Origin of the sequence: Actinophytocola oryzae (assembly GCF_004364325.1) — a bacterium.
Lineage (GTDB): Bacteria > Actinomycetota > Actinomycetes > Mycobacteriales > Pseudonocardiaceae > Actinophytocola > Actinophytocola oryzae.
Map to the genome: position 1 here is coordinate 196,679 of NZ_SOCP01000020.1, position 16,047 is coordinate 212,725.

Annotated in this window: 14 protein-coding genes; 3 read left to right on the forward strand and 11 right to left on the reverse strand. The window is 70.6% G+C overall.

Going from position 1 to position 16,047, the window contains the following annotated elements; genetic code table 11:
• Window positions 1-59 precede the first annotated feature (59 nt).
• A complete protein-coding gene (glpD, locus tag CLV71_RS38525) occupies window positions 60-1,787 on the reverse strand; it encodes a glycerol-3-phosphate dehydrogenase (protein ID WP_133907846.1) in 1,728 nt (575 codons plus the stop codon).
• A gap of 186 nt (window positions 1,788-1,973) precedes the next feature.
• Between glpD and CLV71_RS38530 the strand changes: the two genes are divergently transcribed.
• Window positions 1,974-2,720, forward strand: a complete 747-nt coding sequence (locus CLV71_RS38530; protein ID WP_279588786.1) for an MIP/aquaporin family protein — start codon at window positions 1,974-1,976, stop codon at window positions 2,718-2,720.
• Between the two features lie 21 nt (window positions 2,721-2,741).
• A complete protein-coding gene (glpK, locus tag CLV71_RS38535; protein WP_133907847.1) occupies window positions 2,742-4,253 on the forward strand; it encodes a glycerol kinase GlpK in 1,512 nt (503 codons plus the stop codon).
• Between the two features lie 489 nt (window positions 4,254-4,742).
• Here the strand turns inward: glpK and CLV71_RS50280 are convergent, their stop codons facing one another.
• The 6 genes from CLV71_RS50280 to CLV71_RS38565 all read right to left on the reverse strand — a co-directional run bounded on the left by CLV71_RS50280 (window position 4,743) and on the right by CLV71_RS38565 (window position 11,164).
• On the reverse strand, window positions 4,743-6,104 hold the full coding sequence (locus CLV71_RS50280) for an efflux RND transporter periplasmic adaptor subunit (RefSeq protein WP_133907848.1): 1,362 nt from the start codon (window positions 6,102-6,104) through the stop codon (window positions 4,743-4,745).
• A gap of 1 nt (window position 6,105) precedes the next feature.
• Window positions 6,106-7,308 carry an ABC transporter permease gene (locus CLV71_RS38545; protein WP_133907849.1) on the reverse strand — a complete coding sequence of 401 codons (1,203 nt, stop codon included), beginning with the start codon at window positions 7,306-7,308 and terminating at the stop codon, window positions 6,106-6,108.
• The gene (locus tag CLV71_RS38550) at window positions 7,305-7,979 is read right to left on the reverse strand and encodes an ABC transporter ATP-binding protein (protein WP_279588787.1); all 675 of its coding nucleotides are present in this window, start codon (window positions 7,977-7,979) and stop codon (window positions 7,305-7,307) included. The genes CLV71_RS38545 and CLV71_RS38550 overlap by 4 nt, the downstream gene beginning before the upstream one ends.
• The gene (locus tag CLV71_RS50285) at window positions 7,976-9,085 is read right to left on the reverse strand and encodes an HlyD family efflux transporter periplasmic adaptor subunit (protein WP_133907850.1); all 1,110 of its coding nucleotides are present in this window, start codon (window positions 9,083-9,085) and stop codon (window positions 7,976-7,978) included. The genes CLV71_RS38550 and CLV71_RS50285 overlap by 4 nt, the downstream gene beginning before the upstream one ends.
• A 100-nt stretch (window positions 9,086-9,185) precedes the next feature.
• On the reverse strand, window positions 9,186-10,559 hold the full coding sequence (locus tag CLV71_RS38560) for a DEAD/DEAH box helicase family protein (protein WP_133907851.1): 1,374 nt from the start codon (window positions 10,557-10,559) through the stop codon (window positions 9,186-9,188).
• Window positions 10,560-10,711: 152 nt separating this feature from the next.
• Window positions 10,712-11,164, reverse strand: coding sequence for a gamma-glutamylcyclotransferase family protein (locus tag CLV71_RS38565; RefSeq protein ID WP_133907852.1), 453 nt, complete (start codon window positions 11,162-11,164; stop codon window positions 10,712-10,714).
• 105 nt (window positions 11,165-11,269) lie between these two features.
• Between CLV71_RS38565 and CLV71_RS38570 the strand changes: the two genes are divergently transcribed.
• A complete protein-coding gene (locus CLV71_RS38570; protein ID WP_133907853.1) occupies window positions 11,270-12,673 on the forward strand; it encodes an NAD(P)H-quinone dehydrogenase in 1,404 nt (467 codons plus the stop codon).
• Window positions 12,674-12,734: 61 nt separating this feature from the next.
• Here the strand turns inward: CLV71_RS38570 and CLV71_RS38575 are convergent, their stop codons facing one another.
• From CLV71_RS38575 to CLV71_RS38590, 4 genes are all read right to left on the reverse strand, one after another.
• Window positions 12,735-13,538: an ESX secretion-associated protein EspG gene (locus CLV71_RS38575; protein ID WP_133907854.1), complete on the reverse strand. Its 804-nt coding sequence runs from the start codon at window positions 13,536-13,538 to the stop codon at window positions 12,735-12,737.
• Between the two features lie 7 nt (window positions 13,539-13,545).
• A complete protein-coding gene (locus CLV71_RS38580; protein WP_133907855.1) occupies window positions 13,546-14,793 on the reverse strand; it encodes a PPE domain-containing protein in 1,248 nt (415 codons plus the stop codon).
• Between the two features lie 11 nt (window positions 14,794-14,804).
• Complete coding sequence (locus CLV71_RS38585; protein WP_133907856.1) at window positions 14,805-15,161, reverse strand: PE domain-containing protein; 357 nt, start codon at window positions 15,159-15,161, stop codon at window positions 14,805-14,807.
• Window positions 15,162-15,298: 137 nt separating this feature from the next.
• Entirely contained in the window at window positions 15,299-15,745 is a 447-nt protein-coding gene (locus tag CLV71_RS38590; RefSeq protein WP_243867174.1) for a DUF1707 SHOCT-like domain-containing protein, read from the reverse strand.
• Window positions 15,746-16,047 lie beyond the last annotated feature (302 nt).

The window sequence follows — 16,047 nt, forward strand, 5'->3', positions numbered from 1 at the left end:
ACTGAAGGACGCCTTCGTAACGCTGGGCGTCAGGAAGGCGTCCTTCAGTGCGCCGGGTGTTACGCCGGTTCCGGTTCGCGCAGGGCGGGTCGTGCCTCGGGGGCCGCGCCCCGGCTGGCGTCGGCCGCCAGGTCGTCCGGCTGGTTCTGGGAGTCGCGCTCGGCCTCCACCCTGGCCTTGTACAGCTCCACCTCCTTGGCCACGGTCTCCTCCGACCAGCTCAGGACCTCACCCATCAGGGCGGCGACCTGCTCGACGCAGTCCACCCCCCGGTGCGGGTACTCGATCGAGATCCTGGTCCGGCGGGCGAGTGCGTCCTCGACGTGCAGCGCGCCCTCGTGCGACGCGGCGTAGACGATCTCCACCTGCAGGTAGTCCGGGGCCGCCGTCAGCGGGCGCAACAGCTCCGGCCGGTCCGCCGCCAGCGCGAGCACCTCGTGCACCAGCGAGCCGTACCGGTCCAGCAGGTGCCGCACCCGGTAGGGGTGCAGCCCGTGCTTCGCACCCAGCTGGTCGACCTGGTTCACCAGCGCGTGGTAGCCGTCCGCGCCCAGCAACGGGACCTTGTCGGTGATCGACGGCTGCAGCCTGCCGGGCAGGTCCGCTGACGCAGCGTCGACCGCGTCGGCCGCCATCACCCGATAGGTCGTGTATTTGCCGCCCGCGATCGCCACCAGACCGGGTGAAACCCTGGCCACGGCGTGCTCCCGCGACAGTTTCGACGTCTCCTCGCTCTCGCCCGCGAGCAACGGTCGGAGGCCCGCGTACACCCCTTCGATGTCGTCGTGGGTGAGCGGCGTCGCCAGTACGGCGTTGACGTGTTCCAGGATGTAGTCGATGTCGGCCTTCGTCGCCGCCGGATGGGCCAGATCGAGATTCCAGTCCGTGTCCGTGGTCCCCACGATCCAGTGATTTCTCCACGGAATGACGAAAAGAACGGATTTCTCCGTTCGCAGGATCAGGCCCGACTCGGACACGATCCGGTCGCGTGGCACGACGATGTGCACACCCTTCGACGCCCGCACGCGGAACCGGCCTCGGGAGCCGGAGAGCCGCTGCAGCTCGTCGGTCCACACGCCGGTGCAGTTGATCACCGCGTTGGCCTGGATCTCGAGGGTGCGGCCGTCCTCGACGTCGCGAACGGTCACGCCGGACACCCGGTCCGCCTCCCGGACGAAGCCCGTGACCTGGGTGGACGTTCGGATGACCGCGCCGTAGTGACCTGCGGTGCGTGCCACGGTCATGGTGTGCCGGGCGTCGTCGGACTGGGCGTCGTAGTAGCGGATGCCGCCGATCAGAGCCGACCGCTTCAGCGCGGGGACGAGCCGCTGCGCACCCGCGCGAGTCAGGTGCTTCTGCCCTGGCACCGAGCGTGAGCCGCCCATCGAGTCGTACATGAACAGGCCCGCGGCCGTGTAGGGGCGCTCCCAGAAGCGATGCTTCAGTGGGTAGAGAAAACTCACGGGCTTCACCAGATGGGGTGCCAAACGGGTGAGCATCAGCTCCCGCTCCCGCAAGGCCTCGCGCACGAGCCCGAACTCGAGCTGCTCCAGGTACCGCAACCCGCCGTGGAAGAGTTTCGACGACCGGCTCGACGTGCCGGAGGCCAGGTCACGGGCCTCGACGAGCGCCACCCGCAGTCCTCGGGTCGCGGCGTCGAGCGCGGTGCCCGCGCCGACCACGCCACCGCCGATGACGACGAGGTCGAACGTCTCCGAGCCGAGCCGCTGCCAGGCTTCTTCTCGTTCGGCGGTGCCCAGCCGACCGCCGTTGGTGTCCGCTGTCACGGGCCCCTCCTCGCCTTTTCATCATTCTCGGTAATCATCGAGTCCGAGAACCACGCTACCGGCCTAACGACCCTCCCGATATCTGGACAAGTTGACCTTGGACTCGTAGCGTCCGCTGAGGGTAGGCGCCGGAGCCAGACCCTCGGGCCGGCGGACCGCCTACCCCTTCAGCACGAAGGAGTAGTCGTGGATCTTAACTTCGGCGAGATCTTTCTCTGGGAAATGCTGGGCACCGCGGGCCTGATCCTCCTCGGCGCGGGTGTGGTCGCGAACGTTGTGCTGAAAAACACCCTTGGCAACAACGGCGGCTGGCTACTGATCAACATCGGCTGGGGTTTCGCGGTCTTCGTCGGCGCGAGCATCGCCAACCCCTCCGGCGCACATCTCAACCCGGCGGTCACCCTCGGCCTCGCGGCCGCGGGCAAGACGGAGTGGTCGGACGTACCCGCCTACCTGATCGGCCAGCTGGTCGGTGCCTTCATCGGTGCCGTCCTCGCCTGGCTGACCTACAAGCTCCAGTTCGACACGCACGACGAACCGGTGAACACGCGGGGCATCTTCTGCACCGGCCCGACCGTGCCCAACTACGTCTGGAACGTCATCACGGAGGTCATCGGCACGTTCGTGCTGGTGTTCTGGATCCTGCTGAGCCCGGGTGCGGAGGCGGGCGACGACGTGCCGACGTTCGGCAACTCCGCGCTCGGCTACGCGGCCGTGGCGTTCGTCGTGATCTCGATCGGTGCCTCGCTCGGTGGCCCGACCGGGTACGCCATCAACCCGGCGCGTGACCTCATGCCACGTCTGGCGTACGCGGTGCTGCCCATCAGGGACAAGGGCAGCGCAGAGTGGAACTACGCGTGGGTGCCGGTGGTGGGCCCCATCGTCGGCGGTGTGCTCGCCGGTCTCCTTTACCAGATCCTGCCGACCTCCTGACTGAAGAGAGGCATTAAAGCCATGACGAGCTATGTGGCCGCGATCGACCAGGGCACGACGTCAACCCGGTGCATGGTCTTCAGCCATTCGGGTGAGGTCGTCTCGGTCGACCAGAAGGAGCACGAACAGATCTTCCCGAAGGCCGGCTGGGTCGAGCACGATCCGGAGGAGGTCTGGCGGAACACGCGCGAGGTGGCGGCCGGCGCACTGGCCAAGGCCGACCTGCACGTGAAGGACCTGGTGGCGGTGGGCATCACCAACCAGCGCGAGACCGCGGTGGTGTGGGAGAAGTCGACCGGCAAGCCGGTGTACAACGCGATCGTCTGGCAGGACACGCGCACCGACCGGATCTGTGCCGAGCTGGAGGCGCTCGGCGGTGGTCAGGAGCGATACAAGGCGAAGACGGGCCTGCCGCTCGCGACGTACTTCTCCGGACCGAAGGTCCGCTGGATCCTGGACAACGTCGACGGTGCGCGGCAGCGGGCCGAGGCGGGCGAGCTGCTGTTCGGGAACATGGACACCTGGCTGCTGTGGAACATGACCGGCGGCCCTGACGGCGGCGTGCACGTGACCGACCCGACCAACGCGTCCCGCACCCTGCTCATGGATTTGTCGACATTAGCGTGGGATCCCGACATCGCGTCGGACATGGGCATCCCGCTGTCGATGCTGCCGGAGATCCGGTCGTCGTCCGAGGTGTACGGGCAGGTGCGGGAGCGGGGGGCGCTCGCCGGTGTGCCGATCGCGGGCATCCTGGGCGACCAGCAGGCGGCGACGTTCGGGCAGGCGTGCCTGTCGGTGGGCGAGGCCAAGAACACCTACGGCACCGGCAACTTCGTACTGCTCAACACGGGCAACGAACAGGTGGCGTCGGAGAACGGCCTGCTGACGACGGTCTGCTACAAGATCGGCTCGAACGACCCGGTGTACGCGCTGGAGGGTTCGATCGCGGTGACCGGGTCGCTCGTGCAGTGGATCCGCGACAACCTGGGCATGATCGGGTCGGCGCCGGAGATCGAGGAGCACGCGAGGTCGGTCGAGGACAACGGCGGGTGCTACTTCGTGCCGGCGTTCTCGGGCCTGTTCGCCCCGTACTGGCGTTCCGACGCCCGGGGCGCGATCGTCGGCCTGACCCGGTACGTGAACAAGGGCCACCTCGCACGCGCGGTGCTGGAGGCGACGGCGTTCCAGACCCGCGAGGTCATCGACGCGATGAACGCGGATTCGGGTGTGCCGCTGAAGTCGCTGAAGGTGGATGGAGGCATGGTCGGGAACGAGCTGCTGATGCAGTTCCAGGCGGACATCCTCGGGGTGCCGGTGATCCGCCCGGTGGTCGCGGAGACGACCGCGCTGGGTGCGGCCTATGCGGCGGGCCTGGCCGTCGGCTTCTGGGACGGAGAGGACGACATCCGCAACAACTGGGCGAAGGACAAGGAGTGGACCCCGGACATGGACGACGAGGCCCGCGAGAAGACCTTCGGCCAGTGGAAGAAGGCCGTGACGAGAACCTTCGACTGGGTCGAGGACGAGTGAGGTTTGGCCTCCGGCCCCTCGAACGACGCTACGGCAAACCCCCGACAGCCGCCTGCGGATGTGGTGATTTGTCCACAGGCGGGACGGGTTGTCCACAGGCTCTTTGTCGCCGCCCGAACCTGTCGGTGCCTTGCCGTAGCGTTGAACCGGGGGCCGGAGGCCAAGCCCAGAGCCCCGAACCTGGCCGAAGCTGGGGCCGAGTCCGGCGCCGGAGGCGGCGGCCGAACCTGGGCAGAGGCCGAAGCTGAGCCCGGCCAGTGCCGAGTGGGGTAGTGCCGAGTCGGGTAGTGCCGAGTCGGGCAGTGCCGAGTCGGGCAGTGCCGGAGGTTGACCGGCCAGAGCCGGGAGTCGAACTGGCCGATCCCAGCCGAAGCCTGAGCCGGGCGAGGGCCGAAAGCCGTGCCAGGTCCGGGCCGGAGGTCGAACCAAGGACAAACCCGAGGGGCCGGCCAACGGCTTGGCCAGAAAGCAAGTCCGGCCGCCAAAGGCTCAGCCGCCCGGACGGATGCGGACGTTGCCCCCGGGGCCACCGCCCGCCGGGCCGCTTTCGGGGCCGCCGCCGATGAAGCCGCCGCTGCCTCTCGAGTTGCCGTCGCTGGTCGGCAACGGCGCGTCCAGGTTGGCCAGCACCACCTGGTCGCCCGCCTTCAGGCCCTCCTTGACCTCCACCCGCGTCGGGCCGACCGCTCCCGTCGTCACGCGGGTGACCGTCGTCTGGTCGCCCGTCAGCACGGTCACCGACCCTCGATTCACCGCCGACGCCGGGACCGTCAGCACGTCCTTCGCCGTCGCCACCACCACCGACGCCGTCGCCGAGCTGCCCGCCGCCAGCGACGCGGGGGGCTCGTCGATCGTGACGGTGACCGGGTAGGCAACGGTGTCCGCCGCCGGGTCCGGGACCGTGCCCACCCTGGTCACCTTCCCCGCGATCCTCTCCGACGTGCCGACCGGTGTCACCGACGCGCTCTGTCCCACGGCCAGGTCCGCCAGCTTCTCCACCGCGACCGTCGCCGACAGGTCCACCGCGCCCTCGCCGACCACCACGACCACCGCCGTGTTCGCCGCGACCCGGTCGCCGACCGCGGCGGACACCGACGCCACCGTGCCCGAGATCGGCGACACCAGCCTCGCGCCCGCCAGCGCCTGCTGCGCCTCCACCAGTTTCACCTTCGCCTGGTCCACCGACGCCTGCGCGTCCGCCACCGAACCCGCCGACGGCGCCGCCTGTTCACGCGACGACTCGGCCGCCAGCGCCGAGGACAGCGCGTCCAGCTTCGCCTGCAGTGCCTCCTGCGCCGACTTCACCGTCTGCTGCGCCGTCATCGCCGCAGCCCCCGCCGCCGTGCACGCGGGTGCCGCCGGGTCCGCGCACGCCGCCGACTGACCTGCCACCGCGTCCGATGCCGCCTTCAACGCCGCCGACGCCGCCGACTGCGCGTCCTTCACCTGTCCCACGAGCGACCCGACGGGAGACGAGTCGTCCGCCGGCTCCTCCACCGCCGACTCCGCCGCCGACAGCGTCGACTCCGCCCTGTCCACGTCGGACGAGGCCTTGTCCACGGCCGCCTGCAACGCGGACGTGTCCACGGCACCCAGCTCCTGTCCGGCGGACACCGTGTCGCCGACACCGGCCGACAGTGTCGACAGCACACCGGCGGTGCCGAAGGAGATATCCGCGCGGTTCACTCGATCGACGGTCCCACTGACGGACACGGTCTGCGAGACGTCACCGACGGTCGCGACGGCCACCCGGTAGTGGCCACCCGAGTCGGCGGTGGCCACCGAGACCACCGCGACACCCGCGCCCACCAGGACCGCGGCGCCCACCGCGCCCCACACCAGCTTTCTCATCTCATTCGCTCCGCAACGCGTCGATGGGGGTGAGCCGGGCGGCCCTGGTTGCCGGGTACACGCCGAACCCGATGCCGATCGCGAGCGACACACCGATGGCCGCCGCCACCGCGGGCACCGACACGCTCACCGGCTGGCCCAGCAGTCCCGGCAACACGAACGCGCCCGCGATCCCGAGCGCGGCCCCCAGCACGCCGCCACACGCACCGAGCACGCCTGCCTCCACCAGGAACTGGCGCCGGATCGCCGAGGGCGTCGCCCCGAGCGCCTTGCGCAGGCCGATCTCCCGCACCCGCTCGGTGACCGCGACCAGCATGATGTTCATGACGCCGATCCCCCCGACCAGCAGCGAGATCGCGGCCACGCCACCCAGCAGGATCGTCAGCGTCTCGTTCGTGGCGTTCGCCGTCTCGAGCAGCGACTCCTGGGTCGCGATGCTGAAGTCCGTGTCGCCGTGCAGCATCCGCAGGAGCGCGTCGATCTCCTGGTAGGCCGCGCTCAGCAGGTCCTCGGAGGCCGCCTGCACGTAGATCGTCGACACCGACGCGGACGCCGCCCCCGTCAGTGAGCGAACGGTCGACAGCGGCATCACGGCCACGTCGTCGTCGCTCGCCGATGACGACGACGCCCCCGTCGTCGCCAGCACGCCGATCACCGTCACGGGCCTGCCCGCGACCGTCACCGCCTGCCCGACCGCCGGTCGCCGCCCGAACAGCTCGCTCGCCGTGTCCGGCCCCAGCACGACCACGTCCGTCTCACCCGAGCTGAAGAACCGTCCCGCCGCCAGTGTCCTGTTCCGCACCGACAGCCACGACGGCGACGTCCCCACCAGGCTCGACGTCCAGTTCGTCGTCCCGGCGACCATCGCCGTCTGCGACGACACCACCGGCGCCACGGCGGCCACGTCCGGCGCCACCGACGAGTCGGACACCGAGGTGGCATCCGTCAGCGTCAGCGTCGAGGCGCTGCCGAAGCCGCCCCGCACACCCGACGACGACGTGTCGCTCCCCGGCGAGATGATCAGCAGGTTGCTGCCGAGCGCGTCGATCTGCGACGCCACCTTGTCCTGCGCACCCAACCCGAGCCCGACGGTCAGGATCACCGACGAGATGCCGATGACGATGCCCAGCATGGTCAACACCGACCGCAGCCGGTGCGCGCGGATGGCCTCGAGCCCACTGGTGAACGTGTCCCGCCACTTCACGACGCCACCAGCTGCCCGTCGCGGATCAGCACCGACCGCGTGGCGCGCCGGGCCACCTCCGCCTCGTGGGTGATCAGCAGGATCGTGCGGCCCATGGCGTGCAACTCGTCGAACAGGGCGAGCACGTCGGCGGAGGCCGTCGAGTCCAGGTTGCCGGTGGGCTCGTCGGCGAGGATAAGCGCCGGGTCCGTCACCAGCGCCCGCGCCACCGCGACCCGCTGCTGCTGCCCGCCGGACAGCTCGCCGGGCCGGTGCGTGAGCCGGTCGGACAGCCCGACGCGGGCGAGCGACTCCTCGGCCCGCCGCCTCCGTTCCGCCACGGGCACCCCCGCGTAGGCGAGCGGCAGCTCCACGTTCCGCAGTGCCGTCATGCTCGCCAGCAGGTTGAACTGCTGGAACACGAACCCGATCCGCCGGTTGCGGATCTCGGCCAGGTGCGTCTCCGCCAGCTCGGTCACCCGGCCGCCCGCCAGCACGTAGTCGCCCGAGGTCGGCACGTCGAGGCACCCGATGATGTGCATGAGCGTCGACTTGCCCGACCCGGACGGCCCGACCACCGCCACGTACTCGCCCTGCGCGATCCGCAGCGACACCCCGCGCAGCGCCTCGACCTCGAGCGAGCCGCTCGCGTAGGTCTTGCGCACGTCGGTCATCTCGATGATGGCGTTCACCTGCCACCGCCCTGGAAACCGCCGCCGCCCGGTCGCACACCGCCGCCGGGCCCGAAGCCGCCACCGCCGGGGAACACGCCACCGGTCTGGCCGTTGCCACCCGAGCCGCCGCCGCTGGGCACGACCACGGCCACCTCGACCTCGTCGCCCTCCTTCAGGCCGGACACGATCTCGGTCTGGGCACCGAAGCTGTCGCCGGTCCTGACGTCCGTCCGCGTGGCCTTCCCGTCGACCATCCTGTTCACGTAGGTCCTGCCGCCGGAGGTGTGCAGTGCCATGGCGGGCACGGTCAGCACGTTCTGCCGCTCCTCGACCACGATCGCGACGTCGGCGGACGAGCCCGCGTAGATGTCGTCCCGCCCACCGGTCACGGCGACGGTCACCGGGAACGTCGCGACGCCGGAGTCGTCCGCGCCGGCGACGAGCCCCACCGTCGAGACGGTGCCGTCGACCGGCTCCGACCCGCCGGTGACCGTGACCTCCACGGCCATGCCCTGCTTGACCTTGGCGACGTCCTCGCTGCCGACCTTCGCGTCGACCACGAACTGTTTCGTCGACGCGACCGTGAACTGGGCGGTGTCCGAACCGCTGCCGGAGGCTCCGGTGGACACCCGGTCGCCGACCTTCAGCCCGACCGTGACGACCGTGCCGTTGATCGTGGACTTCAACGCCGCGTTGTCGACCGCGTCCTGCGCGGCGGCCAGGTCGCTCTCGGCCGAGACCACCGAGGCGTCGGCGGACGCGTCGTCGGCGGAGGACGCCTTGTCCTCGGCCGCGTCCAGTGCCGCCTGCGCCGCGGTCAGCTGTGCCTGGAGGAGCGTGTCGTCCACGGTCGCGAGCGTCTGCCCGACCGTGACCTGATCACCCTCCTTGACCAGCACCGCGGTGACCTCGCCGCTGACCGTGAAGCTCAGGTCGGCCTGCTCGGCCGGTTCGACCGTCCCACTGGCCGCGACCGTCTGCCGCTGCGTCCCGACCGTCGCCTCGGCGACCACCGGCTGGCTCGCCGCCTCCGCCGGACGCAGCAACCACCACGTGGCGGCCCCACCCGCGGCGACGATGACCACGCCGGCCAGCACCAGCAGCCGGCGCCGTGTTCTGCCCACCCTGCGACCCCCTCGTCTCTTCGGCTGTCGCCGGAGAGCCTGCGGCCCGGGACTGTGGGCTTACCTTGGGGCGGCTGTGAATCAGCTATGGGCGCCGGAGCTAGTGCGTGATCGTCCCCGCCGGCCGGTACGGCCGGATGATGTCCGCGATGATCGTGTCCAGTGCCTTGTCCAGCCGCGCGAAGCCCGGGTCGTCGGTGTCGTTGTCGATCTGGTGCACCCGTCCGGCGAACTCCTTCAGGCCCCGCAGCTGGGTGAAACTGTCCGACGCGTACAGCGATCGGGCGGCCGAACTGGGCAGCTGGTGGTCGTCCGACGGCTGGATGACGACGTCCTGCCCGTTGATCGCCACGCGGGGCGGCTGGGCGCGGTTGGCCAGCCGCAGGACACGGGCGGCCTCCGATGCGTGTACGTGGATGACGTGCGCGCTGGACAGCACCTCGTCGCCGAACACCTGCAGCGCCGCGACGAGGTCCGAACGGGCGAACTCGACGAGCGACAGCGGGGTCCGACCCCGGCCTGCCGAGACCTTCCTGGACAGCGCCTGCAACGCGGGCTCCAGGTCGTGCTCGTCCCTGACTTGGAACGCGCCACCGGCATGGGCGGTGAAGCCGTCACCACGGCCGTCGCCGAGGTCGATCGCGTGGTGCAGGAAGTCGCGGAACGCGTAGAGGTAGTCGTTGAGCTGGTCGACCTGGAACCGCAGCTCGGTCAGTTTGCTCGCCAGATGGCGCCGGACCATCGACTTGCCCGCGCCCGGCAGGCCGGTGACGAAGATGACCGGTGCGGAGTGTCGGAACGCCACGTGCCGCAACACCGCCTCCTCCGCCATGGCGCCGAGACGGTACTTCGTTCGCACTGTCCTCATCTGCGCCGCGATCGCCTCCGCGTCGTCACCGGGGCGGAGTGTCGCCAGGACCTCCTCGGCGAGCACCGACTCCAGCGGTGCCGCGGTGTGCCAGACGTTGTCGAAATGGCTCTGGAACACCTGCGCGGGTGACAGCCCGACCAGCTGACCGGGCCGGTCGTGGCTGCCGTCCCGGTGGTTGATCACGACCAGGTGCGAATCGCCGCTGAAGATGTGCAGCGAGAGGTCGTCGGTGTTCAACGTGCGGTTGACCCGGACCTCGATGCCGAGGCCGAGCAGCTCGGCCCCGGCGATCAGGCAGTCCTGGTCCTCGCGCGTCAGGATCTGCACCGAACCGCGTCCGTCGATCGCCTGCCACGCGTGCTGGAGCCGGGTGAGTTGGTCCCGGTCGTGAGCAGGCGTCAGGTTGGGCACCAGTGCACACAGGTGCCGCACCTTCTCGTCGGTGGAAGCCCGGTGGATCGCCCGCAGGTAGGTCCGCCGGTTCACGTGCCGGGACGGGCCGACCGGCACCCGCTTGCGAGCCCACATGAACCTTCCGAACGCCACGAGGACGGCGACGGTGACCCCACTGGTGACGGACAGGACCAACTGAGCCAGGTTCATGGCACCCCACCGTTCCCGCTCACCGGTGGAGAGCCCCGAACGCCTGCACCGTGTGTGGTCCTCGTTCCCAGTTGCCGGTCAGTCGAAACGGGCAGATGGGACAGCCTTCGCGGGATGCAGGAATTATCCGGACCCGGTCCTGGTGCGGACGTCTATGGGCCGATGCCCTGGCACGGTCTCGTGCGCAGGTCGGACACGTAGTCGGCGGGTGCGCCCGCCGACTCGGCCGCGTCGGACACGACGCCGAGGTAACGCGCGGAGGGCAGGCCGCCCTCGTACGCGTCCAGGACGTACAGCCAGGCGAGCACCGATCCCTCGAGTGTCTGTACCCGAAGTCTGATCTTCGAGTGCAGGCCCAGCTCGGAGCCCTCCCAGCGGTCGAGACGCGTCTCGTCCTCCGGGGTCACGTCGTAGAGCACCACGAACACCTGCGAGTCCGAGTCCTCGACGATCGTGGCGAGCGCGCCCTCCCAGCCGAGGTCCTCCCCGCCGAAGGTCAGGCGCCAACCTACGAGCCAGCCGGTACCCGCCATAGGGGAATGCGGCGCTCGCTCCATCATCTGGGCGGGATCCATGTTGGACCCGTACGCGGCGTAGAGCGGCACGCGGACAGCGTAGCGATTGCGCGGATCATGCGCTGTCACCACGCCTCGCCACGCCGCGTACCGTTTGTCCAGAAGCTTCGAGACGACGAGGAGAGGGGACTCCCCGTGACCCGGATCGTGATCATGGGTGGCGGCCCGGCCGGCTACGAGGCGGCGCTGGTCGCCGCCCAGCACGGAGCCGACGTCACGATCGTCGAACGCGACGGGCTCGGTGGTGCCTGCGTGCTGTACGACTGCGTGCCGTCCAAGACGTTCATCGCTTCCGCCGGTGCCCGCGCGGCCTTCCACAACGCCGATGAGCTGGGCATTCGCCTCGACAGCCAGCTGCCGCCGGTGGACCTGCCGGCCGTGCACAGCCGCGTGCGGGGCCTCGCGCTGGCCCAGTCGGCGGACGTGCGCAACCGTGTCCAGCGCGAGGGCGTGCGGGTCGTCCACGGCGTCGCGCGCTTCTGTGACGACAAGCCGGGGCTCGCCGCGCACAGCGTCCGCGCCCTCGCCCACGACGGCACCGAGGAGGTCCTCGAGGCCGATGTCGTACTGATCTCGACCGGTGCGACCCCGCGCGTGTTGCCCGGCGCCGAGCCGGACGGCGAGCGGATCCTCGACTGGCGGCAGATCTACGACCTGCCGGAGCCGCCGGAGCACCTCGTGGTCGTCGGGTCCGGCGTGACCGGCGCCGAGTTCGTGTCCGCCTACACCGAGATGGGCGTGCGGGTCACGCTGATCTCCAGCCGCGACCGGGTGCTCCCGCACGAGGACGCCGACGCCGCCGCCGTGCTGGAGGACGTGTTCGCCGCACGTGGCACCGAGGTCGTCAAGCACGCCCGGGCCGAGCGGGTGGAGCGCACTCGCGACGGCGTGGTCGTGCACCTGGAGTCGGGCGACAAGGTCGTGGCCTCCCACGCGCTGATGACCGTCGGCTCGGTGCCCAACACCGGTGACCTCGGGCTGGACAAGGTCGGCCTGAAGACGGCAGCGGGCGGGTTCGTGTCCGTGGACCGGGTGTCCAGGACGTCGGTCCCCGGCGTCTACGCGGCGGGCGACTGCACGGGGCTGCTGATGCTGGCCTCGGTGGCCGCGATGCAGGGCCGGATCGCCATGTGGCACGCGCTCGGTGAGGGCGTGGCACCCATCAAGCTGAAGACGGTCGCCGCGAACGTGTTCACCCACCCGGAGATCGCCACGGTGGGTATCTCCCAGCAGTCGATCGACTCGGGCGAGGTACCGGCACGCACGATCATGCTTCCGCTGGCCACGAACGCCCGCGCCAAGATGGAGGGCCTGCACCGGGGCTTCGTGAAGCTCTTCTGCCGCCCGGCCACCGGTGTGGTCGTCGGCGGTGTGGTCGTGGCCCCGACGGCGAGCGAGCTGATCCTGCCGATCGCGCTGGCCGTCCAGAACCAGCTGACCGTCGAGCACCTGACCCACACGTTCTCGGTCTACCCGTCGCTGTCGGGCTCCATCATCGAGGCGGGCCGCCGCCTGATGCGCCACGACGACCTGGACTAGCGGCCCCGACCGAACGCAACGAAGGCGTCCTTCACTGCGCCCAATGCAAGGAAGGCGTCCTTCATGGCGTTGGCCGCAGGGCCAGCTGCTCGTCGTGCAGGTCGGTCAGGTGTTGGAGCATGCGGCGGGGGTTGGCCGGGGAGATCGTGGTCCACGCCGCCGCGTTCTCCTCGACGCGGCGCACCTGCAGGTACCGCCCGTCGGCCGTGTCGAAGAAGCTGATCACGCGGTCGGCGCGGACGCGGCGGCCCCACTTGTCGCGGACCGCGCAGCCGAACTGGCCCCTGCTGACGATGTCGCCGATCATCTCGGCCAGGGTCTTCGCGTCGGTGTCGCGGACGCCCCGCGCCGCCAGTACCGCCGCCAGCTCCTCCTGCTTCGTGGCCTCCCCTGCCGCCGCGACGAAGTCGGCCGTCGGCAGGGTGATCGACTGGCCGGGCCCGGCCGGTGTCGGCGGCAGCACCGACAGCGCGTACCGGGGGAGACCCGTCGCCTCCGCGGGCAGAAGCCGCAGCTGTCCACCCGACAGTGTGGCCAGCACGGCCTCGTCACCCGTCGCGGCCACCAGGATCCGCAGCTCGCCGTCCACCCACAGGCGGCCGTCGATCTCGCGGTCCGGGCGGCGCAGGAGGTCCAGCAGACGCGTCAGCGGCGGGTACGGGTCGACGGGCGTGCCGAGCCCGCGCCTGGCGAGCCCGTCCCACACCGACGCGACGATGCGCTCGCGTTCCTCGTCCGTCTTCCCCGGCGACGGGACCTTCAGCACCAGTGGCATCTGGTCCACGCCGTGGTAGTGCTCCCACAGCACGTCGAACTCGAGCGCGCTGAGCTCCACCGGGTCCGTCTCGATGGCCCCAAGGATCATGCGCCGATTATCGGCCGCCCTCGCCGATCACGTTCGGCGGCAGCTGGTGCTCCTCGTCGAGGATGGACACCGACTCGGTGACCTCCGCGGACTCCCGCAGGTCGAACCGCCGCTTCGGGGCCTGGCCCGGCACCGGCTCCTCGGTGTCGCCGAACCACTGGCTCGACCCGATGGCGTCCATGCCGAACCGGCGCATGGCCATCTTCTCCTGGCCACCCAGCGGCGCACCGGTCGCCGGTGCCATCGGGGCACCCGCGCCAGGATGCGTGCCAGCCGCCGCCTGGCTCGCCGCGGCCGCCTGCTGGGCCTGCTGCAGCTCGTGCGTCGGCAGGGCACCGGTCGACTTCGGGGCGCCCGGCACACCGCTGCCGGAGCCGCCGCCACCGCCGCCGGGGTTGGCGCCGACGACGTTGCCGCGCCGGGGCACGCTCTCCTGCGGACGGCCGGTAGTGCCGGGGCCCGGGCTCAGGAACGGGTCGGCCGACGCGCCGGACATCCGGCCAGGGCCGGGCAGCGACCGCCGTCGGGGGCCGTCCTGCCACGGCGCACTGGAGCCGTGGGTGCCGGAGCCACCGCGACCGCCGCGGTTGTCCCTGCGGTCGTCGTGCCGGTCGTCGTGGCGACCGCCGCCGAACAGGCCGGACACCGCGGTCAGGCCGAGGCCGAGCAGTCCACCGCCACGCCCCTGGTGCAGGTCCGTGTTCGGCAGCAGCGACGGCGGCCGGTCGAACGTGGCGAGCGCACCGGTCGTCGCGTTGGTGTTCGTCTCGTACGCGGTCATCACCTCGACCGCGCGCTCCTCCGCCGACGACGCGGCTGCCTCGGCGGCCTCCGCGTCGGTCTGCGCCTGGAGGACCTGGACGGCTGGGGCGACGGTGGGGTCGGGCTGCGTGGCGGGCACGTCCTCCGGCTGCGGCATCTCCGCGCGTGCCTGCGCGATGTGGTTGGCCTGCTCCTCGACGGACACACGCATGGCGCCCGCGCTCGTGCCGGTCGCGCTCGCCCACGTGACGGTGGTCGAGAGCCGGTCGTAGGCGGCGCCGGCGGCCGGGCCGGTCCAGCCGCCGCCGGTGAGGTCCAGTGCCTTCTGCAGGTCCTGGCCGATCTCGGTGAGCGTGGCCGACACCTCGGCCCAGCGACGCGACGGCTCTGCGGACGCGGCGGCGCCAGGGCCGTCGTGCAGCATCGCGTACAGGTCCTTGTGCGAGTAGCCGCGCCAGCGGGTGCCGTCGGTGGGCGGTGCGGGGTTGTTCATCGGAGCCCCTCTCAGCCCTCACCGGTGGTGCCGGCACCGGTCACGTTTTCCTCGTCCGTCTTCGCGTACTGCGCGGCGGTCGCGTCGAGGTTCTGCACGGCGGCGTCCAGCTGGTCGCGGTAGGAACGCAGCATGTCGACGGCCGCCTCGGCGTCGGAGTCGAGCGCGCGGTCGTTGAAGATCCGCGTGGCGCCCAGGCTCACCGGGTCCTTGGCCCACGACGAGACACGCAGCTCCTTGTCGGCGAGCTCCAGCTGTCGGTCCACCCTGGCGAGCGCGTCGGCGAACGCACCCCGTAGGTTCGGCACGGCGTCCGGGTCGACGCGCAGGATGTCGTTCTGCCCGCCGCCCCCGTGGTTCCCCGCCACTTAGCCACCCTCTCGACCGGTTTCCTGTGGTCGATCAACCATAGCCAATCTCGATGATCGGATTCGATGGTTCACGGGGATTTCGTGAGATCTTTTGCAGGATTGTTCCGGTTGGCTCACGCCGTTAGTCGGGTCGGCTAGCCACGCTCGTGCCCCATGCCACGGGGACGGCCCCTGCCGCGCCCGTCCCACCGGTTGCCGGGGCCCCTGCGGTGGTTCATGAAGATGAAGACGAACAGGAACGGCAGGAAGAACGGGATCTTCAGCAGGATGAGGACGGCGGCCACGAGCAGCAGCACGGCGACCGGGGCCGCGACGGGCACGAACTTCTCGACGAAGGTCCGTTCCCGGCGCGCGGGCGCACTGCCCTGCGACGGCTGGCCGAACGTCGGCTTGGGCTCCGGCAGGTCGCCGAACAGGGCCAGTAGCTCACCACGGGTCTTGGCCGTGGCGACCATCGCGGACCGTTCGCCGTACTCGTCGATGTCCAGCCGGCCGGCACTCATGTGCTCACCGAGCTTGCCGAGGGCGTCCTCGCGCTCGGAGTCACTGATCCGGATTTCCGACGGCTGGTACTGGCTCACCCTTCGATCGTACGTCCGTAACCGCGTAATCAGCCGTGACTGTGACATTGGCTCGCTCCGCTCGCGGGTGAGCGGGCCTTTACCCGGCGTCTTCCCTCCTGCGCGCGGAAGTCCCTGGGCTCGCTTCGCTCGCGCAGGAACTTCCGTGCTCGTCAGTCCAGACGCCGGCGGCCCGCTCACGGTGTTGGTTTGGCTCGCTCCGCTCGCGGGTGAGCGGGCCTTTACCCGGCGTCTTCCCTCCTGCGCGCGGAAGTCCCTGGGCTCGCTTCGCTCGCGCAGGAACTTCCGTGCTCGTCAGTCCA